Below are 23,150 nucleotides of genomic sequence, written 5' to 3'. Positions count from 1 at the left end.
CGAAGCATAAGGAAAGCGGAGTGTGGAAATCAGCATGCAAGATGTAAACATCCAACTGACAGCCAAGCATCTCGTGGAAGGGAATCAGGAAGAGACTGTCCATGACTACGCGGGAAAATGCGTGAAAAAGGCCAACGCCTGGTACCTCACTTATCGAGAGCAGCTGGAGGGAGTCGGTGAAGTCGCAACGACGTTAAGGCTGGGAGAGGGTGCGGTCACCCTGATCCGCCAAGGAAATGTCTCTACCCGACAGCAGTTTGAAAAGGGGAAGAGTACGCATTCAGTCTATCAAAGCCCGTATGGACCGTTTGACATGGAGACACATACCAGCAAGCTGCGTATCCAGTACGAGAACGACAGACCAGCACTGGTGGAAATCGCTTATCAGCTGTGGATGAGCGAGCAATATGCAGGCGAGCATCAACTGAAGATACGGGTACAACCATAAACCGTCCTTGGCAAGGGCGGTTTTTTGCACGTACAATAGGGAGTGACTTGCAGCAAGAGAGGAAGGTGAAGACGAGATCATGTTTATTCTTGTCAATGGACTCATTGCAGGATTGGGACTAGCTGCTTTTTTGGCGCTGGGTGACGGGCTTTTTGGTACAGATACCTTTTCCGTTCTGATCGATGTCAGCTATGTGCCTGGGATGGAAAACTTGCCCTCAATCGTCGAGCTGTTGATTCACTTGCTGATCAGTATCGGAGTTGCCTTTTTTCTGATGTATTTTTATCCGCGCGGTCAATCCAGAGGAGTAGCCAGTTACCTGGGATACTGGAATCTCGGTTTTGCCGCTGCCTATGTGATCTTTAGCTGGTTGAGCGGAACTGTGATGTCCTGGACGGGATTTTTGATTTGGGTGCTGGGTCACTTGCTCTATACCGTGATGCTGATGATTCAAATGGAAAAGCATCGATAATAAACAAGATAAAAATGCCGAAAATTCGGCATAGTGATGGTTTTTTGGCAGTTCGTTTGCAGAGGAGGGAATAACAGGATGCCGTTGTCAGACACGGTAGAAATGCTGCAAGCCATACTGGGGGCTATTGATGAAGGAATTCACGTGGTCGATGCAGATGGAATCACGATTTTCTATAATCATGTAGCAGCCAGATTGGATGGATTGACACCGGATGAAGTGTTGGGCAAGCCCTTGCTGGAAGTCTTCCCTTCCCTCGATCGGCACTCCAGTACGTTGCTGCGGGTCATTGAGAGCGGGGAATCGATCTATAATGAGCCCCAGGCGTTTACCAACTGGAAGGGCTTGCGCGTAGAAACAATCAATACGACGCTCCCGGTGCGTGTGGGTAAAAGGCTGGTCGGAGCAGTAGAGGTATCCAAGGACATCGGAAAGCTGAAAGAGCTTTCTGAACGATTGGTTGATTTGCAGGCGCAGATCAGCAAGCCCAAACGAACAAAGCGTCAAGCAGACGGGGTGTACTTTCAGTTTGAGGATATTTTGACACAAAACGAGGCAATGAAGCATTTGATCGAGCGGGGACGACGAGCAGGAAGAACCTCTTCGCCTGTGCTGATCTACGGGGAGACGGGCACAGGCAAGGAGCTGTTTGTCCAATCCATCCATCAGTCGTCTGCACGAAGCATGAAACCGTTTATTGCGCAAAACTGTGCGGCGCTCCCTGCCTCTCTTTTGGAAAGCTTGCTTTTTGGTACAACAAAAGGCAGCTTTACGGGTGCCGATGACCGCCCCGGGTTATTTGAGCTTGCTGACGGGGGGACGCTGTTTTTGGATGAATTAAACAGCATGCCATTGGATTTGCAGGCAAAGCTGCTGCGGGTTCTGCAGGATGGACAGATTCGGCGCATCGGTGGTAGTCAGACCTCCAAGGTAGATGTGCGTGTCATCGCTGCTGTGAACGAAGCGCCACAAGCACTGGTTCAACGCGGGCAGATGCGAAGCGATTTGTACTACCGTATTAATGTCGTTTCCTTTGAGCTGCCGCCTTTGCGCGAACGAAGAGAGGACATAGAGCTATTGGTTCGCCATTTTATCGAGTTGTTCAACCGTAAGTTCGGGATGAGCGTCCAATCCATCAGCATGGAAGTGAAGCAGTTATTCGAAAGCTATGATTGGCCGGGCAATGTTCGGGAACTGGAGCATAGTGTTGAAGCAGCGATGAACATGGTAGAGGCAGAGATCATCGAGCGAGAGCACCTGCCACCACACCTGCTGGATCGGCAGAATGGGAGCGAATCCTCGCGCACCACAGCTCATGTAGAGGGAAAAGCAGCGTCTTGGTCTGCAGAGGGACGTACTCTGCCGGAGGTCGTACGAGAGCTGGAGGAGCAAATGATCGATCAGGCGATGAAACAATCCGGGGGAAATGTGCTCCGAGCTGCCAAGCTTCTGGGCATTCCCAGACAAACCTTGCAGTATAAGCTATCGCAGCGGTCCACACCTGAGATCAATTAAATTGCCGAAAATCCGGCACCCTAAGCGTTTGGTGATCAGATTTGCTGAGCTTGTCCGTAGCTTGAAAACCCTTTCAGAACGCGCTATTCTCCATTTTCCAAATATTTCGATTTGGTTGGCACGACACTTGCAACTCTCTTTTCGGTGAATGAACCATTAGAGGTTACACCATCGATGAAGAGGAGTTGTGACGAAATGACGGTAGCAACCAAACGTGATTGGCGCCAAATCGAATTGTGGAAAGACGTGACAGACGAACAATGGAATGACTGGATGTGGCAACTCACTCACACCATTCGAACGGTAGATGATTTGAAGCAAGTGATTAATCTGACGCCAGGGGAAGAAGAGGGTGTCCGCATTTCCACGCAGACAATCCCACTCAATATCACACCTTACTACGCACTGTTGATGGATCCAGACGATCCGAGCGATCCGGTTCGTATGCAGTCGGTTCCACTGTCCTCGGAAATGGTGCGCACCAAGTACGACATGGAAGATCCTTTACATGAAGATACAGATTCACCTGTACCGGGTCTGACGCACCGCTATCCAGACCGCGTGCTGTTCCTTGTAACCAACCAGTGCTCCATGTATTGCCGCTACTGTACGCGCCGCCGTTTTTCCGGTCAGATCGGAATGGGCGTGCCGAAGAAACAGCTGGATGCCTGTATCGACTATATCCGCCGCTCGCCAGAAGTGCGTGACGTTCTGCTTTCCGGCGGAGACGGTCTCTTGATCAACGACCGTGTTCTGGAATACATTATCAGCAGCTTGCGCGAGATTCCACACGTGGAAATCATCCGTATCGGTACGCGTGCGCCAGTTGTTTTCCCACAACGCATCACGGAAAATCTCTGCAACATCCTGAAAAAATATCATCCAGTCTGGCTCAACACACACTTCAATCATCCAAAGGAAATCACGCCAGAAGCAAAGCAAGCGTGTGAGATGCTGGCCAACGCCGGTGTGCCGCTGGGCAACCAGGCTGTTATCTTGGCAGGTGTCAACGACTGCGCGAACACCATGAAGAAACTGGTTCAGGACCTGGTCAAAATTCGCGTTCGTCCTTACTACATCTATCAATGCGACCTCTCTGAAGGAATCGGTCACTTCCGCGCACCAGTCAGCAAAGGGATTGAAATCATTGAACACCTGCGCGGCCATACCTCCGGTTATGCCGTTCCTACATTCGTGGTTGACGCTCCGCATGGTGGAGGGAAAATTCCGGTAAGCCCGAACTATATCATCTCGCAGGCATCCGACAAAGTCGTGCTGCGCAACTTCGAAGGTGTAATCACCTCTTATCCGGAGCCAAAAAACTACCATGAGCATGACGAGGAAAACTGCGAATTCTGTAAAGCAGCCAAAGGTAAAGCAGTCGGTATCGCGGCACTTATGCAGGACGAAGCAGACAACCTGGAGCCGACAGATTTGCCACGCAACAAGCGCATCAAGGCTACCAAGGTGAAATCACTTGCTGATGTGCGCACCGAGCAAAAAACGAAAAAAGAGGAGTCCCCTAAAGAAGCATCCGGAAAATAACGTTTGGAAACGAACTAGCTAGTCCACAAAGCAGCTGCCAGAAGAAAAAAACGGCAGCTGCTTTTTTTATACTATCGGAAAGTTTAAGTGCGCTAAAGCGCTAAAAAGATTAGCGGAAGATAGTATAAGTGCAACTAAGGCTCCGCCAAAAGCTTGGCGTAGCCAAGTTTTCTAATAAAAGTGTGGTCATATGTAATGGTTTGGTTGTATCATTAAGAACAAGACTGACGCGAGACTGAGCGGTCGCTCGAAATACCTCGCTCAGGAATGTGGGTAATGAGTGAATAGCCATTCATTTTTTCGGTTGATTCTGATAAGATAGAAAATAATAGACAATCAGACAAGAAGGGGAGTTGAAAATCATGCTGGCACTTATAAACCTGATCGCCTTTATCCTGGTGCTTGCGTACGGGCTGTACCTGGCCGGTCATGTTGTGTACAGCCGTTATCTCTTCATTAAGCTCGGCAAAAAGCCAGACGTGAAGGACGACTTTGGTGCACGAATCAACCTGATGCTGGACAACGTCATCTTTCACAAGAAGCTGCTGAAGGACAAAAAGAGCGGTGTCATGCACGTCGTGATGTTCTACGGATTTATCATTCTGCAATTCGGTGCGATTGAGCTGATCATCAAAGGGCTGTCAAAGGGCTTTGAGCTTCCGTTTGGTAGCGCTCACAAGTATTTTAGCTTGATGCAGGAGGTAACGACCTTCCTGATCCTGGCGGCAGTCGGATATGCCTTTTACCGTCGTTATATCGAAAAGCTGAAGCGTCTCAAGCGCGGCTTCAAATCCGGTATTGTCCTGCTTTTGATCTCCTCTCTGATGGCTACGGTTCTTTTGTCGCTTGCTTTCGAGCTGATCTGGCTTGGTCATGAAGGATCTGTGTTCGCTCCGATTTCTTCTGTATTGGCTGGCTTGTTTACCGCTATCGGTGTGGGGCCCACCGCAGCAGCAGCGCTGTTCTATGTATTCTGGTGGCTGCACCTGATCATTTTGCTCGGTTTTGCGATCTATGTCCCACAATCCAAACACGCTCACTTGCTGTTTGCGCCGGTCAATGTCTGGTTCAAAAAGCTGGACCCGCCTGGAAAGCTGAACAGCATCAACTTTGAAGACGAATCACAGGAAGTCTTTGGAGTAGGGAAGATCGAGGATTTTACGCAAACCCAATTGATTGACCTGTACGCCTGTGTGGAATGCGGGCGTTGCACGAATATGTGTCCAGCATCGGGAACGGGCAAGATGCTCTCTCCGATGGATCTGATTACGAAGATGCGCGATCACCTGACAGAAAAGGGAGCTGCCGTTACATCCCGCACGCCGTGGATGCCCAGCTTTGCATTTTCCCAAACAACAGCGAATCAGATCGCTGTGCAATCCTCTCAGGTAGCTGCTGCTTCCGAGGGAGCTGCTGCAGAAGTATACGACAAGAACCTGATCGGGGATGTCATCACAGAGCAGGAGCTGTGGGCTTGTACCACCTGTCGCAACTGTGAGGACCAATGCCCGGTGATGAACGAGCACGTAGACAAAATTATCGATATGCGCCGTTACCTGGTGATGACGGAAGGAAGCATGCCAGCTGAGGCGCAGCGTGCGCTCAACAATATCGAGCGCCAGGGCAATCCGTGGGGAATCAACCGGAAGGATCGCCTGAAGTGGATCGAGGGCTTGAACGGCGAGTACGAGGTGCCGACCGTGAAGCAAGCAGAAGAATTTGAGTACCTCTTCTGGGTTGGTTCAATGGGCTCGTTTGACCTGCGCAGCCAAAAAATCTCCCAAGCCTTTGTCAAACTGATGCACGAAGCAGGCGTCAAGTTTGCCATTTTGGGCACGGAGGAGAAAAACTCCGGCGATACGGCCCGCCGCATCGGGAACGAATTCCTGTTCCAGCAGCTGGCACAGGAGAACATCGCGCTGTTCGAAGGGTATGAGGTGAAGAAGATCGTCACCTGCGACCCGCACGCCTACAATACGTTCAAGAACGAATATCCGGAATTTGGGCTGCAGGCGGAAGTGTACCATCATTCCGAGCTGCTGGCGCAGTGGGTCAAGGAAGGTCGCCTGAACCCGACCAAAGAAGTAAAAGAGCGCATCACCTACCACGATTCCTGTTATCTGGGGCGTTACAATGAAATCTACGACAAGCCACGCGTAATTCTGGAAGCGATCCCGGGCGTGGAAGTGGTCGAGATGAAACGCAGCGGCTGCGACAGTATGTGCTGCGGTGCCGGCGGCGGTTTGATGTGGATGGAAGAGCACGAGGGTACACGCGTCAACGTGGCGCGGACCGAGCAAGCGCTGGAAGTCAATCCGACTGCCATCGCAAGTGCCTGCCCTTACTGCCTGACGATGATGAACGATGGTGTGAAAATGAAGGAGCAAGAAGAGCAAGTGAAGACGCGCGATGTAGCCGAAATTCTGGCAGACGCGATCTGATTCATCGCCGCTCTGGGAAAAGTTGTACTGCTAAGGTAGTACAACTTTTTCTTTTTCAAATGCATTGACTATTGCAACACCAAGGGGCAAAATGAGAGTAGAATAAAAATGAGCGACCGCTCAATCAGTTGGGTATGTATTCAAAAACGGCTAGGCCGAAAAATAGATCATCGAAGCGGAGGGTCGGATAGATGACTAAAACAGTGATTGTAGGCGCAGCTCGCACACCTTTTGGCAAATTTGGCGGCTCGTTGAAAGCGTTATCTGCCGTGGATTTGGGGGCCGTAGCGATCAAGGCGGCTTTGGAGCGATCTGGTGTCGAAGCGGATCAGGTGGACGAGGTCATCATGGGGATGGTCGTACAGGCTGGAGCAGGTCAGGTGCCCTCCCGCCAGGCAGCGCGCAAAGCGGGACTTCCATGGGAGGTAGCGAGCGAGACGATCAACAAGGTATGTGCCTCCGGGATGCGTGCCGTCACGATGGGCGATCAGATCATTCGTGCGGGAGATGGCGAGATTATCGTAGCGGGTGGCATGGAGAGCATGAGCAACGTCCCGTATGCAATCCCTGATGCTCGTTACGGCCTGCGTATGGGTGACGCAACCGTACGCGACCTGATGATGTACGACGGCCTTACCTGCCCTTTTGATCAGGTGCCGATGGCCGTTCACGGCAGTAATGTCGCAGAGGAGTTCGACATTACGCGTGAAGCCCAGGATCTGTGGGCGCTGCGCAGTCAGCAGCGGGCCTCGCAAGCGATGCAGAATGGACTATTTGCGGAGGAAATCGTACCTGTCTCCATCCCGCAAAGAAAAGGCGAGCCCTTGCTGGTAGCGACTGACGAAGGGCCGCGCCCGGATACGACAATAGAGGGATTGGCTAAACTGCAGCCCGTATATAAAAAGGACGGAACGATAACTGCCGGCAACGCGCCAGGCATCAACGACGGAGCAGCCGCGATGGTGCTGATGTCGGATGCCAAAGCCCAGGAGCTCGGAATACAGCCTTTAGCTACGATTCTAGGACACGCACAGGTCGGAGCAGAAGCGCCGTATATCGCTACGACTCCAGGCTTGGCGATTCAAAAGCTGCTGCAAAAGACAGGCGTAGCACTGGACGAAATCGCTCTCTTTGAAGTGAACGAGGCCTTTGCTGCCGTTACCTTGACCAGCGGTAAAATCGTCGGCTGGGACGAAGAAAAAGTAAATGTAAATGGTGGAGCAATCGCGCTAGGTCATCCGATCGGGGCCAGTGGAGCACGGATTATCATGCATCTGGCCTACGAGCTGAAGCGGCGTGGCGGAGGTTTGGGAATCGCAGCCATTTGCAGTGGCGCAGCACAAGGGGATGCCATTTTGATCAAAGTCGATTAGGGAGGCCTTTTGATATGAATGTACAAACCATTATGGTGATTGGCGCAGGACAAATGGGCAGTGGAATCGCACAGGTAGCAGCTCAGGCAGGCTTTCGTGTCTACCTCCATGATATTCGCCAGGATTTTGTGGATCGCGGTCTAGCTTCTATTGAAAAGAACCTGTCCCGCAATGTAGAGAAGGGCAAATTGACAGCATCAGACAAGGAAGCCATTCTTGCACGGCTGGTAGCTTCCACCGATTTGGCTGACGCACGGGATGTGGATTTCGTCGTCGAAGCAGCAACGGAAAACATGAAGATCAAATCTGAGATTTTTGTCCGTCTGGACGAGATTTGTCCGCCACACACGGTTCTGGCGAGCAATACCTCTTCCTTGCCGATTACAGAGATTGCAGCGGTTACCAAACGTCCTGAGAAAGTCATCGGGATGCACTTCATGAACCCTGTTCCTGTCATGAAGCTGGTCGAGATCATCCGTGGCCTGCAAACCAGCGATGAGGTCTATCAGCTCACGGAGGATCTGTCCAAGCAAATGGAAAAGGTTCCGGTCAGCGTGAATGATTTTCCGGGGTTTGTATCCAATCGTGTTTTGATGCCGATGATCAACGAAGCCATATACTGCGTATACGAAGGAGTAGCGACTCCCGAAGCGATCGACGAAGTGATGAAGCTGGGGATGAATCATCCGATGGGTCCGATCAAGCTCGCCGATTTTATTGGTCTTGATACGTGTCTCGCGATCATGGAAGTGCTCTATGAAGGCTTTGGCGATTCAAAATATCGCCCATGCCCGCTCTTGCGCAAATACGTAAAAGCGGGATGGCTAGGTAAAAAATCCGGTCGAGGTTTCTACGAGTACAACTGACGAGATGAAGGCAGAAAGGTAGGACTAAGATGGATTTCCATTTCAATGAAGAGCAGCAAATGATGCGTCGCATGGTTCGTGATTTCGCGAACAAGGAGATGGCGCCGTTTATTCCGATTATGGAAGAGACGGAACAGTTCCCGCTCCACATTGTCAAAAAGATGGGAGAAATGGGGCTGATGGGCATCCCGGTACCGGAAGAGTGGGGAGGTGCAGGGGCTGATTTTGTCTCCTATATTCTGGCGATCAACGAAATAGCGAAGGTCAGCGCAACAATGGGTGTCATTCTTTCCGTCCATACGTCTGTGGGAACCAATCCCATCCTCTATTTTGGTACGGAAGAGCAGAAGCATAAATACGTCACGAAATTGGCGACAGGTGAATATCTGGGAGCCTTTGCCCTGACAGAGCCGCATGCAGGCTCGGATGCCAGCAGTATTCGTACACAGGCTGTTCGCAAAGGGGATGCCTACATTCTCAATGGCAGCAAAATCTTCATTACCAACGGCGGGGTAGCGGATACGTACATTACCTTTGCAGTAACCGATCCGGGTAAAGGGGCAAGAGGCATTTCCGCCTTTATTGTAGATAAGGATACCCCCGGTCTGACTGTTGGTAAAAAAGAAAAGAAAATGGGGCTGCACGGCTCCAATACGACAGAGCTCGTATTCGACAATGCCGTCGTTCCGGCAGCCAATCTTTTGGGGAATGAAGGAGAAGGATTTACCATCGCGATGGCCAATCTGGATAAAGGACGGATCGGTATCGCGGCACAAGCGCTAGGGATCGCTGAAGCAGCCCTTCACTACGCTACCGAATACGCCAAAGAACGCAAGCAGTTCGGTCAGGCGATCGGCAAGCTTCAGGCAGTGGGCTTCAAACTGGCGGACATGGCGACCAAGGCTGAAGCAGCACGTCTGCTGGTCTATCGAGCAGCTTGGCTGTGCAGCAAGGGGCTTCCCTGCACGAAAGAAGCCTCGATGGCAAAGCTCTTTGCATCGGATGCTGCCATGAAGCTGGCGATAGAGGCTGTCCAGGTATTCGGCGGCTATGGCTACACACGTGAATATCCGGTAGAACGCCTTTTCCGGGATGCAAAGATTACGCAGATTTATGAAGGAACCAATGAAATTCAACATCTTGTCATCACCAAGCAATTGCTTGCTGAATAATACGCCCTGACTCGTTGCAGCAGATTTGACGATGACCGGGGAAACAGACACGTCTATTTGGGGGAGTGAAAGAGATGAATTTTCAACTGACAGAAGAACAAGAAATGCTTCGCAAAATGATTCGTGACTTTGCAGAGAATCAGGTAGCACCGACAGCAGCAGAACGCGACGAGGAAGAACGCTTCGACCGTTCGATTTTTGAGCAAATGGCAGAGCTGGGGCTGACGGGAATTCCCTGGCCAGAGGAATACGGCGGTGCTGGAGCTGACTATCTCAGCTATGTGATTGCAGTTGAAGAGCTTTCCCGTGTGGATGCTTCCATCGGTGTGACTCTGTCTGCACAGGTTTCGCTGGCAAGCTGGCCGATCTACAAGTTCGGTACGGAGGAACAGAAGCAAAAATATTTGCGTCCGCTGGCAGAAGGCAAGAAAATGGGTGCCTACTGTCTGACCGAGCCAGGCTCCGGCTCTGATTCGGCAGGAATGCGCACGACCGCTGTTCGCGACGGCGACCACTACATCCTGAACGGCAGCAAAATTTTTATCACCAACGCCGGAGAAGCGGAAATCTACATCGTGTTCGCGGTGACCCAGCCTGAACTCAAGCATAAAGGCGTCACGGCCTTCATCGTGGAAAAAGACATGCCTGGCTTTACGATGGGCAAAAAAGAAAAGAAACTGGGAATTCGCTCCTCGCCGACGCTGGCTATTAACTTTGAAGATGTCCGGGTCCCTGCAGAAAATATTTTGGGCGAAGAAGGTCAAGGCTTCAAGATTGCCATGATGACCTTGGACGGAGGACGCAACGGCATTGCCGCGCAAGCATTGGGGATCGCACAGGGAGCATTTGAGCATGCGGTAGCGTATGCCAAGGAGCGCAATCAGTTTGGCAAGCCAATTGCTTCTCTGCAGGCCATCCAGTTCAAGCTGGCGGATATGGCAACCAAAATCGAAGCGGCGCGTCTCTTGACGTACCAGGCAGCATGGCTCGAGGACCAGGGACTGCCGTATGGAAAGGCGTCAGCGATGTCCAAGGTGTTTGCTGGTGACATTGCGATGGAAGTCACGACAGAAGCGGTGCAGGTATTCGGCGGCTATGGCTACACGCGTGAGTATCCGGTAGAACGGTTCATGCGCGATGCCAAAATCACGCAAATCTACGAAGGTACCAACGAGATTCAGCGCGTCGTGATCAGCAATTTCCTCTTGAAAGAATAGAATGGGTTCAGGGAGCAGTGTGGGAGTGTCGTGATCCGTCATGCACTCCCGTCTGGTCTCAACGTTCGAAGGCACATTTCCCCTCTCATTGATGGAAAAGAAAGATTTGGCTTCCGCTTTACACTCGCGTATAATAATGGCGATACGTATCACAGCAGAGCGTTTTTTTTCCTTTCTTTCCAACATATGTCTGACCAAACGCTCAGTCAGTTTGAAAGGTGGTTTCATTGTGTCTGATAAAAAAAGAACGATACCTTCCCTGGTAAAAGATCCAAAGCTTATTGAAAAACGGCGTGAACAGATTGTCGAAGCTGCCGTTGATCTCTTTATTCATAAAGGCTTTCATAAAACGACCACACGGGAAATTGCCCGCGCATCCGGCTTTAGCATCGGAACCTTGTACGAATACATCGAGTCCAAGGAAGACGTGCTGTATCTCGTTTGTGATGCGATTCATGCCGAGATGGAGACACGTTTGAGAGAAGCGATCAATTTTAACGGCACTGGATTGAAGATCATGAAACTGGCGCTGAAAAGCTTGATTCGCGTGATGGACCAGATGAGTGATCGCGTGCTCCTGATTTATCAGGAATCCAAATCATTGCCAAAAGAAACCCTGCGCTATGTGCTGGGGCGCGAAGAAGAGATTGCTCAAATTTTTGTGGAAATTCTACGCAAAGGAATAGCAGACGGCTCTATCAACATCGACGAGAAGCATGTCAAGTTGATGGCGGATAACATCATGGTTTTGGCAGAGATGTGGGTGTTCCGTCGTTGGGCTTTGCACAAGCATTATACATTGGAAGAATTTACGGAGAAGCAGATTGCACTCTTGCTTCGTGAAATCAGCGTCTCCGAACAATAAGCTATCGGGGAGAGTGGAACGATGGAAACAGAAGTGTATCGTCCGCGAAACAAGGTCCGCTTTGTGACTGCAGCCAGTTTGTATGACGGTCACGATGCCTCAATCAACATTATGCGTCGTATTTTGCAATCTTCGGGAGTGGAAGTGATCCATCTGGGACACAACCGCTCCGTTGACGATATCGTAACCGCTGCTATACAGGAGGATGCGCAGGGAATTGCCATCAGCTCCTATCAGGGCGGGCATGTCGAGTATTTCAAATACATGATTGATCTGTTGAAAGAGCGCGGAGCTGGACACATCCGTGTCTTTGGCGGCGGTGGCGGTGTCATCGTTCCACGCGAAATCCGCGAATTAGAGTCCTATGGCGTATGCAAGCTGTACTCCCTGGATGAAGGGCGTAGACTGGGCTTGCAGGGCATGATTAACGACATGATTCGGCAATCCGATTTTCCTACAGTGAAACAAATCGATCAGGAACTGAGTGAGCTTCGCGAGCAGAATCATCAGGCAATTGCCCGTCTGATTTCTGTAGCGGAGTACGCAGTGGAAAATTCGGAATGGCAAGATTCGGTACTGAAAAAGGTATCAGAGCCGGAGGTAACCATCCCTGTCCTGGGTATTACAGGAACGGGTGGGGCAGGAAAAAGCTCCCTGACGGATGAGCTGGTTCGACGTTTTATTCGCACGTACCAAGACAAGACGGTGGCGATTTTGTCGGTCGATCCATCCAAGCAAAAGTCAGGTGGTGCGCTCCTTGGTGACCGGATTCGCATGAACGCAAACAATACGCCAAGGGTGTACATGCGCAGCCTGGCTACACGCAGATCAGGTTCTGAGCTTTCGGCAGCGGTAAAGGATGCGATCCGTGTCGCACGGGCAGCCAGCTTCGATCTGATCATTGTCGAGACGAGCGGGATCGGTCAGGGCGATGCACAGGTGACAGAGGTTTCCGATGTCTCGATGTACGTCATGACCAGTGAATTCGGTGCCCCTTCCCAGCTGGAAAAAATCGATATGCTCGATTTTGCTGATCTGATTGCGATCAACAAGTTTGAGAGAAAAGGCTCGGAGGACGCGTTGCGGGAAGTGCGCAAGCAGTATCGACGCAACCACCAGCTGTTTGATTTGCCAGACGAGCAGATTCCGGTATACGGGACCATTGCCAGCCAGTTTAATGACCCCGGCACCAATGTGTTGTTCGCCGCGCTGATGCGCAGGATTGTAGAAAAAACGGGTGTGGATTGGTCTGTAGAACAGCTCGATGCGACACCGGTTAAGATTCATAAAACTTCGTTAATTCCGGTAGAACGCGTCAATTATTTGCAGGATATTGCCAATGCGGTGCGACAATACCGTGTCTATACAGAAGAGCAGTCCGGGATTGCAAGAAAGCTGTTCCAACTGCACGGGGCAAAGGAAACGCTCCTGGCATCAGGTGAAGCGACCGCGGAGGAATTAGTGGCAGTGCTGGATAAGCAGATTGCCCTTTTTGAAGCCAAACTTCATCCGGAGTGTCAGCACATACTGGAAAAATGGCCTCAGCTGAAGGAAGCGTACAGGCAGGACCAATTGGTCACCAAGATTCGCGACAAGGAGATCGTGACCAAGCTGTTCAGCGAATCCCTCTCAGGTACGCGGATATCCAAGGTATCTCTACCCGACTTCCAGGATTGGGGCGAGATTCTGAAGTGGTCAATGAAAGAAAATGTACCTGGAGAATTCCCGTACACAGCAGGTGTGTTCCCGTTCAAGCGGGAGGGCGAGGACCCCAAGCGGCAGTTTGCCGGGGAAGGGACACCAGAGCGCACCAACAGACGTTTTCATTTCCTTTCTCAAAATGATGAAGCGAAGCGCCTCAGCACCGCTTTTGATTCTGTGACCCTGTACGGGGAGGACCCAGATTATCGGCCAGACATCTACGGCAAGATCGGGACCAGCGGGGTCAGCATCTGTACGCTGGAGGATATGAAGAAGCTCTACGCGGGCTTTGATCTGTGCGCACCAAGCACTTCTGTGTCGATGACCATCAATGGACCTGCGCCGATGATTTTGGCGATGTTTATGAACACTGCAATCGAACAGCAGCTCGAGGCCTTTGCAGCGCGGGAAGGCCGCCAGCCTACTGCGGAGGAAGCCGCCCAGATCAAGGCGTATACCCTTTCTACTGTACGCGGAACCGTGCAGGCGGATATTCTCAAGGAAGATCAGGGACAGAACACCTGTATTTTCTCCACAGAGTTCGCCTTGCGGATGATGGGCGATATTCAGCAGTATTTTATCGATCACAAGGTGCGCAACTACTACTCGGTTTCCATTTCCGGCTACCATATAGCCGAGGCGGGAGCCAATCCGATCACGCAGCTTGCCTTCACTTTGGCCAATGGCTTCACATATGTAGAGTACTACCTGAGCCGTGGCATGCATATCGACGACTTTGCGCCGAATCTGAGCTTCTTCTTCTCCAACGGCTTGGACCCTGAATACACGGTGATTGGTCGAGTTGCACGTCGCATCTGGTCTACAGTGATGAAAAACCGCTACGGGGGCAACGAACGGAGCCAGAAGCTGAAGTACCACATTCAGACCTCGGGCCGCTCCCTTCATGCCCAGGAGATGGATTTCAACGATATCCGTACGACGCTGCAAGCGCTCGTAGCCATCTACGACAACTGCAATTCGCTGCATACCAATGCCTATGATGAAGCGATCACGACGCCGACGGAGAACTCGGTACGCCGGGCGATGGCGATCCAGATGATCATCAACAAAGAGATGGGATTGGCGAAGAACGAAAATCCACTGCAGGGTGCTTTTATCATCGAAGAGCTGACAGATCTGGTAGAAGAAGCCGTGCTGCAAGAATTCGAACGCCTGAGCAGCCGTGGCGGCGTCCTCGGAGCGATGGAAACGCAGTACCAGCGAGGCAAGATTCAAGATGAGTCGATGTATTACGAAATGAAAAAGCATACAGGCGAGCTGCCGATCATCGGCGTGAACACCTTTATCAATCCGAATGCGTCTGAGGAAGATTACGAGATTGAGCTTGCTAGGGCAACGGAGGAAGAGAAGGAGCAGCAGATCGTCAATCTGCGGTCTTTCCAGGAGCTTCATCGGGATACAGCCCCTGTGGCCTTGCGCCGATTGCAGGAAGTGGCGGTATCAGGAGGCAATATTTTCGCTGAGCTGATGGAGACGGTCAAGGTAGCTTCCCTGGGACAAATCAGTGCTGCTTTGTATGAAGTGGGCGGCCAATATCGTCGAAATATGTAGCATCCGATCCCTTGGTTTTTGACCAAGGGATATGTTTTTTTCTACGGGGTTTGAAAGCCTTGCATTTTCGTCTAAAATAAGGAATACTGTATGATAGCCTTCATATCTTTGTACGATTGAGAAGTTCATTCTTTCGATACAGTAAGCAAGTCCGAGTCGCTTAGCGGCAAGGGTGGATACAAAGTCAAGTTTTGTATAGGAAAGGGCGTGCCTGTAGTGAGTCAAAAACTTGCACACATTGATGCTGAGAGACTAAGTGAGATGGCATTGGTTGACATTGCATACGAAATTCTGCGTGAAAACAATCGCACTTATAACTTCCGCGAACTGATGGATGAGCTGGTTGTTCTGCGCAAGCTGACGGAAGAACAAGTAAATGCCATCATCGCTCAAGTATACACTGAAATTAATATCGATGGCCGTTTCGTTTGCTTGGGTGACAATGTCTGGGGTCTCAAGCGTTGGTACCCGACAGATACCGTAGATGAAACCCAAGAAGGCGGCGTAAGCAAGAAGAAGAAGGTCATCATGGACGACGACTTCGACGATTTCGAATCCGAAGATGAGCTCGTTGATGATTACGAGGAAGATGAAGTTGTGATCTTCGAAGACGAGGAAGAATTTGTCGATGAAGAAGCTGAAATCGAGGAAGAAGAGATCGATGGCGAGATCGACGAAGAAGAAATTGAAGAAGAAGATGAGCTGTTCGAAGATGAAGAAGCAGAGGAAGAAGAAGTAGAAGAGGACTCTGAAGAAGACGATCGGTGATAAGTCCTTGACTTCCGTCTGAGGGACAGATAAAATACTCCTTGGGCTTCACATGAAGAAGGATTAAATATGGAAAACTATAAAACAAAAGTGCCCCTACCCGAACAACTTCGGGATAGGACTCGCTTTTGTTTTTTCTTTTTTCATAAGCCGTTTTTATATCTGCATTCATCATCATTTAAAAGGAATAGGGAAGAGGGGACGTAAACGATGACGAAGTATATTTTTGTAACAGGCGGGGTCGTATCCTCGTTGGGAAAAGGGATTACAGCGGCTTCTCTGGGCCGACTCCTGAAGAACAGGGGACTCAAAGTAACGATTCAAAAGTTTGACCCATACATCAACGTGGATCCGGGAACCATGAGCCCGTACCAGCATGGGGAAGTATTCGTAACTGACGACGGAGCAGAGACGGATTTGGATCTGGGCCACTACGAGCGTTTTATTGATATCAACCTCAGTGCGAACTCCAACGTAACGACTGGTAAAATTTACTCTTCTGTCATCGCGAAAGAACGCCGTGGCGACTATCTGGGCGGCACGGTGCAGGTTATTCCTCACATCACCAATGAAATCAAGGAGCGCGTATTCCGTGCAGGCCGTGAAACGGGAGCCGATGTGGTGATCACAGAAATCGGCGGTACAGTTGGTGACATCGAGAGCTTGCCTTTCCTGGAGTCGATTCGTCAAATTAAGAGTGACATTGGTCGCGAAAACGTGATGTACATTCACGTAACACTGGTACCTTACATCAAGGCAGCTGGTGAAATGAAAACCAAACCGACTCAGCATAGCGTAAAAGAGCTGCGCAGCCTGGGTATCCAGCCAAACGTGATTGTGACCCGTACTGAGAAGCCGATGACACAAGAAATGAAGGATAAGCTGGCCCTGTTCTGTGACATCGACAAAAAAGCGGTAGTCGAATGTGCGGATGCCGAAACCTTGTATGACGTTCCTTTGCAATTGCAAGCGCAAGGACTGGATGATTATGTTTGCCGTCATCTCGGATTGGATTGCCAAGAAGCGGATATGACCGAGTGGAAAGCACTGGTCAACAAAATCAAAAACCTGTCCAAAGTGACGCGCATTGCCATCGTTGGTAAATACGTAGAGCTGCACGATGCGTATCTTTCCGTTGCTGAAGCGCTGTATCATGGCGGTTATGCAAATGATTCCAACGTGGAAATCAAATGGGTGAGCGCTGAGGAAGTAACCCCTGACAATGTGAAAGAGCTGCTGGGTGATGTAGACGGAATCCTCGTACCAGGTGGCTTCGGTGATCGTGGTATTGAAGGGAAAATCACCGCTACACGCTACGCGCGTGAAAATAAAGTTCCGTTCCTGGGTATCTGTCTGGGGATGCAAATTGCTGTCATCGAGTTTGCCCGTCACGTGGCAGGCTTGGATGGTGCGAACAGCTCTGAGATCAATCCGCAAACTCCATATCCGGTCATCGATCTGTTGCCGGAGCAAAAAGAAGTGGAGGACAAGGGCGGTACCATGCGCTTGGGCGTAGGTCCAACCAAAGTAATCGCAGGAAGCCTCACCGAGCGTGCATATGGAAATACACTGGTGTACGAACGCCATCGTCATCGCTATGAAGTGAACAACGAATACCGCGAGCAATTGGCACAATTGGGTCTGCGTTTCGCGGGTACGACTCCGGATGGCCGTCTGGTGGAGATCGTGGAAGTATCCGAGCATCCTTGGTTTGTGGCTACCCAATTCCATCCAGAGTTTACTTCCCGTCCGAACCGTCCACAACCGCTTTTCCGTGATTTTGTTCAAGCATCTTTGAACCACAAGTAATCTTGTAAATAGAAAAACGCACCTGTGTCCCATTGGGGAGTCGCAGGTGCGTTTTTGGTTTGTCAGTGAATCACTGAAACAAAGGAGCGAGCCACGCCACCCAATAAGCAGCAGGGATGAGGATGAACTGAGCCAGCAGCGTCCCGAAGAAACGGGAGAGCATCAGCCACAGGTACATTTGCCGAATCTCTTCGTGCGATGCTTGTCCCTGTATCGCCTTATCGGTCAAGAGAGCGACCTGAGGATCCACGAGAATGGTCATGAAAATGGTGGCAAATCCGTTGATCAGGCCAGAGGATGTCAGAACCGTTGCCTTGTAGTCAGGAGCGAGCATCGAGGCGTAGAGGACAGACAGTACACTGGATGTATAGATGGCCGTGCCCAAAGCATTCAGTATGAGCAGGCGCTTGGGTACTCCTTTGATCCGAAAGCGGGAGAGGGACGCTAGTTTGGGCAAGCGAACGTGGTGGCGCGCGCGTCGGATGCTTTGAATATTAACAGTTGAACGCAGCATCCCGGGTATAGAGCCCGCCAATTCCAGATGGGAGATCAGGCGCTTGGACAGCTGTACAAAGGTAGGGAACAGAAAGATGGCGGCCAAGGTACCCAAGGATGATGCAACGATGATCAGGTGCAGCTTCCAGCTTGGGTCTGTATGCATCAGCACGGCTTGATCGATAAGTCCCCCGGAAAAAGGGGATTGGATCAGATTGGAGGTGCGGGATATAAGCAGGATCATGCCAGATAAAGACAAGGCGACAGCCAGCCTTCCCGTCTGTACACCTGCAAAGCGAAGGGCATATGAAAGCGTTTCGGTTGTATGAATAATAAAAGTCAACGTGCAGATCAGCAAAATGGTATACATAAGGGTAATCCCCCTAATCGCAAGTACTCTCCATTATACTCCAAAGCTCTCAAAGGGAAAAATTCAATCCTTTCGGGGAAGGAGTTTCCTGAAATTAGGCGAAGTTAGTAAGTTAAGTAATAGCTTTGGTCAGGAGGAATTTAGTCATGTTTGACAAGCACGACAAAAAAGTGTTAGTTGTCGATGATCAGTACGGCATTCGCATTTTGTTGTACGAGGTGCTGGGCAAAGAGGGCTACAAAACGTTTCAGGCAGCAAATGGGAAAATGGCTTTGGAAATCGTGGAAAAAGAATCGCCTGACCTCGTCATTCTGGATATGAAAATCCCTGGCATGGATGGCATTGAGATTTTAAAGCATATCAAAAAGATCAATCAGGATATCAAGGTGATCATGATGACGGCCTATGGAGAGCTGGACATGATCAAGGAAGCTACGCAATTGGGTGCTTTGACTCATTTTACCAAACCTTTTGATATTGATGAATTACGTCTGGCTGTTCATCAACAGCTGGCATGCTAGTCTTTCGTCATACACAGATTCGATACAAGCGTACCTGTTAACAAATACGGCTCTGTGGTATAATAAGCGACATTAATGAAGTCTGCTAGAGGAGGATTTACAAAACATGCCACTGGTACCTATGACCGCCTTTACCGAAGATGTCAAAAAGCATAAGTATGCTGTTGGTCAATTCAACATTAATAATCTGGAGTTTACTCAAGCAATCACAGAAGCCGCTATGGAAGAAAAGTCGCCTGTGATTTTTGGTGTGTCTGAGGGAGCTCTTAAATACATGGGCCTCGATTATACCGTAGCGATTGCCAAGACAGCAGCAGAGCGCGCTGGAGTACCAGTTGCTTTGCATCTGGACCACGGAAGCAACTTTGATATCGTCATGAAATGTATTCGTGCGGGATTCTCTTCCGTTATGTTCGACGGGTCCCACCATTCCTTTGAAGACAACATTCGCTTGACGAAACAGGTTGTAGAAGCGGCTCATGCGGTTGGCGTTTCCGTAGAGGGTGAGCTCGGTACAATCGGTGGAGTGGAAGACGATCTGTCCGTAGACGAAGAAGATGCTACTCTGGCAAATCCAGATGAAGCCATTCACTTCTGGAATGAAACCAAAGTGGATTACGTGGCGATCGCAGTAGGTACTGCGCACGGAATGTACAAAGGCGTTCCGAAAATCCGCTACGACATCATTGAAAAGGTAGCCAGCCAAATTGGGGCACCAATCGTACTGCACGGTGGTTCCGGAGTGCCGGATGAAGCGATCGTGAAATCGATTAGCCTCGGTGTTGGTAAAATCAATGTGAACACAGAAAGCCAAGTCGCATGCACCGAAACGATTCGCAAAATCCTGGCTGCCAAACCAAACGAGATTGACCCACGCAAATATCTCGGCCCTGGTCGCGATGCGATCAAGGAAGTTGTCAAAGGCAAAATGCGCCTGTTCGGCAGTAGCAACCGTGCGTAACCAAGGAGGTACATCATGCGCTTTTTGATTGATACAGCGAACGTTGAAGAAATTCGTGAAATCCATGAGTGGGGCGTCCTCGCAGGCGTCACGACCAATCCTTCCCTGGTTGCCAAGGAAGGCCGCGATTTCATCGAAACCTTGAAAGAAATTCTCGACATTGTCGATGGTCCCATCAGCGCCGAAGTCATCAGCACAGATGCAGCAGGCATGATTGAAGAGGGCGAGAAGCTGGCTGCCTTGTCCAAAAACATCGTGGTCAAACTGCCTATGACAGCAGAAGGCTTGAAAGCAACCAAGTACTTTGCGAAAAAGAAAATCAAAACGAATGTGACACTGGTCTTTTCTGCCAATCAGGCACTGCTGGCTGCCAGAGCGGGTGCAACGTTCGTCTCTCCTTTCCTGGGTCGCCTCGACGACATTGGTCAGGATGGCATGCAGTTGATTGAAGATATTGCAGAAATTTTCTCGGCCCACGACATCGACACCGAAATTATCGCGGCTTCCGTCCGTCATCCTGTTCATGTAACAGAGGCTGCACGACGCGGTTCTCACTACGCCACGATTCCGGCAAAAGTGTTTAAACAGCTCATTGCCCATCCGTTGACGGAAAGTGGCCTGGAGAAATTCCTTGCAGACTGGGCAAGCATGCAAAAATAGGACAGACTTGTGCATTTCCAAGCACCTTTTCCATCGGGGAAGGTGCTTCTTTCCCGATTACGCCTGAGGAGATCAAAGCATGGATAAGCTAATCATCAACGGTGGAAAACCACTTGCTGGGACAGTAACCATCAGTGGGGCGAAGAACAGCGCGGTTGCCCTTATTCCGGCCGCACTACTGGCTGATGGGCCAGTTGTCATTGACAATCTTCCCCGTATTCAGGATGTAGACATTTATCAGGAGCTCCTGAGAGAAATGGGAGCTGATGTGTTGTTCGAAGAAGATTGGATGGAGATCGACGGTCGTGAAATGAAACTGATGCTGATGCCGAATGGCCGAATCAAAAAGCTGCGCGCTTCCTATTACTTGTGGGGCGCTCTTTTAGCAAAATTCGGTGAAGCACAGGTAGGTTTGCCGGGCGGCTGTGACCTGGGGCCACGTCCCATCGATTTGCATATCAAAGGATTCGAAGCAATGGGTGCACAAGTGGAGAACAAGAACGGCGTCATGACCATTCGTGCTCGGGATGGCAAGCTTCGTGGCGCGCGCATTTACCTCGATCTGGTTAGTGTGGGAGCGACGATTAATATCATGCTTGCTGCTGCCAAAGCAGACGGTGTGACAGTGATTGAAAATGCGGCCCGGGAACCAGAGATTGTCGATGTGGCTACTCTATTGAACAATATGGGGGCAAACATCAAGGGTGCAGGGACAGATCTGATCCGTATCCAGGGTGTTGACCGTTTGCGCGGCTGTCGTCATACGATTATCCCGGATCGGATTGAGGCAGGTACGTATATGATCGCGGCAGCGGCTACCAATGGCAACGTCATGGTAGAGAACGTTATCCCCAAGCATCTGGAGTCTGTGACAGCCAAGCTGCGCGAGATCGGGGTTGACGTGACGGAGATGGACGACGCGATCCAAGTGGTTGGACGTATGGGTTATCGCTCCATTGATGTCAAAACAAGTCCGTATCCCGGGTTTCCGACCGATCTGCAGCAGCCGATCACGACATTGCTGACGATGGCGAAGGGCTCCAGTATTGTGACTGACAACATTTACAGCTCGCGCTTTCGCCATGTCGATGAATTGCGCCGTATGGGTGCGACGCTCAAAGTGGAAGGCCGTTCCGCTGTCATTGAAGGTGGCAGTCGTTTGAATGGAGCCAAGGTAGTCGCTTCCGATCTGCGAGCTGGTGCAGCGCTGTTTATTGCTGGTCTGGCAACCTCGGGAACGACAGAATTGGAAGGACTGGAGCACATTGATCGCGGCTATGAAAATCTAGTTGGAAAGCTGCAAACACTCGGAGCTGACATAAAGCGTGTCGGTTTGCAGCGTTCGGAACAACATCAACGTTAGCCTATCACCAGGAGAGGAGTCTTCCAGAATGGAACGCAGTTTAACGCTTGAATTGGTACGAGTGACAGAGGCAGCAGCCTTGGCGTCTGCACGTTGGATGGGTCTCGGAAAAAAAGACGAGGCTGACGATGCAGCAACTACTGCTATGAGAAACGAGTTTGAAAAGGTTCCGATGGACGGAGTCGTGGTTATCGGTGAGGGTGAAATGGACGAGGCACCGATGCTTTATATCGGGGAACGCTTGGGACAAGGTGTTGCACCTGCTGTGGACGTAGCGGTTGACCCGTTGGAAGGAACCAACATTCTTGCCAAAGGAACGTGGGGGGCGATCTCTGTCATTGCTATTGCGGACCGAGGCAATCTCCTGCATGCACCGGATATGTACATGGAAAAATTGGCTGTCGGGCCAAAAGCGGTAGGCAAGGTTGATATCAATGCCCCCGTCCGTGACAACTTGAAAGCGGTGGCCCAGGCGCAAGGCAAAGATATCAGCGATCTGGTCGCGATCGTCCTGGATCGGGACCGCCATCAAAAGATCATTCATGAAATCCGCGAAGCTGGCGCACGTATCCGTTTGATCTCTGACGGTGACGTGGCGGCTGCGATCAACACGGCATTTCCTGATACGGGTGTAGATATTATGTTTGGTTCCGGTGGTGCACCGGAGGGTGTTCTGGCTGCTGTCGCACTCAAGTGCCTGGGTGGAGAAATTCAAGGGAGACTTCTGCCGCATAGTGAAGAGGAGATCGAACGCTGTAAGCAAATGGGCCTGATCAATCCGCATCAAGTGCTCTTTATGGATGATCTGGTCAAAGGTGACGACGCGATTTTTGCTGCGACCGGCGTTACGGACGGTGAACTGCTGAAGGGTGTTCGCTTCCAGGGAATGCGGGCTTCTACCCATTCCGTGGTCATGCGTGCAAAAACAGGAACAGTTCGATTTATTGAAGGAAATCACCGATTGGAGCGCAAACCTACACTGGTATTGTAATTCCTTGTTCGGACGAGAATAAGTT

General features: G+C 50.6%; 19 protein-coding genes. 18 read left to right on the top strand and 1 reads right to left on the bottom strand.

The window, feature by feature from the left end:
• Window positions 1-22: 22 nt before the first annotated feature.
• The 13 genes from EDM52_RS05145 (at window position 23) to EDM52_RS05085 (ending at window position 17,764) form a co-directional block, all read left to right on the top strand.
• Complete coding sequence (locus EDM52_RS05145) at window positions 23-448, top strand: YwiB family protein (protein WP_245996522.1); 426 nt, start codon at window positions 23-25, stop codon at window positions 446-448.
• A 79-nt stretch (window positions 449-527) separates the two neighbouring features.
• Window positions 528-920 carry a hypothetical protein gene (locus EDM52_RS05140; RefSeq protein WP_122907965.1) on the top strand — a complete coding sequence of 131 codons (393 nt, stop codon included), beginning with the start codon at window positions 528-530 and terminating at the stop codon, window positions 918-920.
• Window positions 921-998: 78 nt separating this feature from the next.
• Window positions 999-2,435: a sigma-54 interaction domain-containing protein gene (locus tag EDM52_RS05135; RefSeq protein ID WP_122907964.1), complete on the top strand. Its 1,437-nt coding sequence runs from the start codon at window positions 999-1,001 to the stop codon at window positions 2,433-2,435.
• A gap of 195 nt (window positions 2,436-2,630) precedes the next feature.
• Entirely contained in the window at window positions 2,631-3,980 is a 1,350-nt protein-coding gene (gene kamA, locus EDM52_RS05130) for a lysine 2,3-aminomutase (RefSeq protein ID WP_122907963.1), read from the top strand.
• A 362-nt stretch (window positions 3,981-4,342) separates the two neighbouring features.
• A complete protein-coding gene (locus EDM52_RS05125) occupies window positions 4,343-6,421 on the top strand; it encodes a heterodisulfide reductase-related iron-sulfur binding cluster (RefSeq protein ID WP_122907962.1) in 2,079 nt (692 codons plus the stop codon).
• A 191-nt stretch (window positions 6,422-6,612) separates the two neighbouring features.
• A complete protein-coding gene (locus tag EDM52_RS05120) occupies window positions 6,613-7,794 on the top strand; it encodes an acetyl-CoA C-acetyltransferase (RefSeq protein WP_122907961.1) in 1,182 nt (393 codons plus the stop codon).
• 14 nt (window positions 7,795-7,808) lie between these two features.
• A complete protein-coding gene (locus tag EDM52_RS05115) occupies window positions 7,809-8,660 on the top strand; it encodes a 3-hydroxybutyryl-CoA dehydrogenase (RefSeq protein WP_122907960.1) in 852 nt (283 codons plus the stop codon).
• Between the two features lie 29 nt (window positions 8,661-8,689).
• Window positions 8,690-9,832, top strand: a complete 1,143-nt coding sequence (locus EDM52_RS05110) for an acyl-CoA dehydrogenase (RefSeq protein WP_122907959.1) — start codon at window positions 8,690-8,692, stop codon at window positions 9,830-9,832.
• 74 nt (window positions 9,833-9,906) lie between these two features.
• Entirely contained in the window at window positions 9,907-11,049 is a 1,143-nt protein-coding gene (locus EDM52_RS05105) for an acyl-CoA dehydrogenase (RefSeq protein WP_122907958.1), read from the top strand.
• Between the two features lie 229 nt (window positions 11,050-11,278).
• Entirely contained in the window at window positions 11,279-11,914 is a 636-nt protein-coding gene (locus EDM52_RS05100) for a TetR/AcrR family transcriptional regulator (RefSeq protein ID WP_122908121.1), read from the top strand.
• A gap of 21 nt (window positions 11,915-11,935) precedes the next feature.
• The gene (gene icmF / locus EDM52_RS05095; RefSeq protein WP_122907957.1) at window positions 11,936-15,187 is read left to right on the top strand and encodes a fused isobutyryl-CoA mutase/GTPase IcmF; all 3,252 of its coding nucleotides are present in this window, start codon (window positions 11,936-11,938) and stop codon (window positions 15,185-15,187) included.
• Window positions 15,188-15,403: 216 nt separating this feature from the next.
• Window positions 15,404-15,955 (top strand): DNA-directed RNA polymerase subunit delta, encoded by a 552-nt coding sequence (gene rpoE / locus EDM52_RS05090; protein ID WP_122907956.1) that lies wholly within the window; start codon window positions 15,404-15,406, stop codon window positions 15,953-15,955.
• A 210-nt stretch (window positions 15,956-16,165) separates the two neighbouring features.
• Window positions 16,166-17,764: a CTP synthase gene (locus tag EDM52_RS05085; RefSeq protein ID WP_122907955.1), complete on the top strand. Its 1,599-nt coding sequence runs from the start codon at window positions 16,166-16,168 to the stop codon at window positions 17,762-17,764.
• 70 nt (window positions 17,765-17,834) lie between these two features.
• Here EDM52_RS05085 and EDM52_RS05080 read toward each other — a convergent pair whose 3' ends face one another.
• The gene (locus EDM52_RS05080; protein ID WP_122907954.1) at window positions 17,835-18,629 is read right to left on the bottom strand and encodes a lipid II flippase Amj family protein; all 795 of its coding nucleotides are present in this window, start codon (window positions 18,627-18,629) and stop codon (window positions 17,835-17,837) included.
• A 146-nt stretch (window positions 18,630-18,775) separates the two neighbouring features.
• On the opposite strand from EDM52_RS05080, the gene EDM52_RS05075 reads away from it, so the two are divergent.
• The 5 genes from EDM52_RS05075 to glpX all read left to right on the top strand — a co-directional run bounded on the left by EDM52_RS05075 (window position 18,776) and on the right by glpX (window position 23,125).
• Window positions 18,776-19,150: a response regulator gene (locus EDM52_RS05075; RefSeq protein ID WP_122907953.1), complete on the top strand. Its 375-nt coding sequence runs from the start codon at window positions 18,776-18,778 to the stop codon at window positions 19,148-19,150.
• 106 nt (window positions 19,151-19,256) lie between these two features.
• Window positions 19,257-20,111, top strand: coding sequence for a class II fructose-1,6-bisphosphate aldolase (gene fba, locus EDM52_RS05070; protein ID WP_122907952.1), 855 nt, complete (start codon window positions 19,257-19,259; stop codon window positions 20,109-20,111).
• A gap of 15 nt (window positions 20,112-20,126) precedes the next feature.
• Window positions 20,127-20,771 carry a fructose-6-phosphate aldolase gene (gene fsa, locus EDM52_RS05065; RefSeq protein ID WP_122907951.1) on the top strand — a complete coding sequence of 215 codons (645 nt, stop codon included), beginning with the start codon at window positions 20,127-20,129 and terminating at the stop codon, window positions 20,769-20,771.
• Window positions 20,772-20,850: 79 nt separating this feature from the next.
• Entirely contained in the window at window positions 20,851-22,134 is a 1,284-nt protein-coding gene (locus tag EDM52_RS05060; protein WP_122907950.1) for a UDP-N-acetylglucosamine 1-carboxyvinyltransferase, read from the top strand.
• 28 nt (window positions 22,135-22,162) lie between these two features.
• Window positions 22,163-23,125, top strand: a complete 963-nt coding sequence (gene glpX, locus EDM52_RS05055; protein WP_122907949.1) for a class II fructose-bisphosphatase — start codon at window positions 22,163-22,165, stop codon at window positions 23,123-23,125.
• The last annotated feature ends 25 nt before the right edge of the window (window positions 23,126-23,150 follow it).

This window comes from Brevibacillus invocatus, from assembly GCF_003710915.1.
Classification (GTDB): domain Bacteria; phylum Bacillota; class Bacilli; order Brevibacillales; family Brevibacillaceae; genus Brevibacillus; species Brevibacillus invocatus.
Note: the sequence above shows the minus strand (reverse complement) of the source record. Positions and strands in the feature narration are given on the sequence as shown.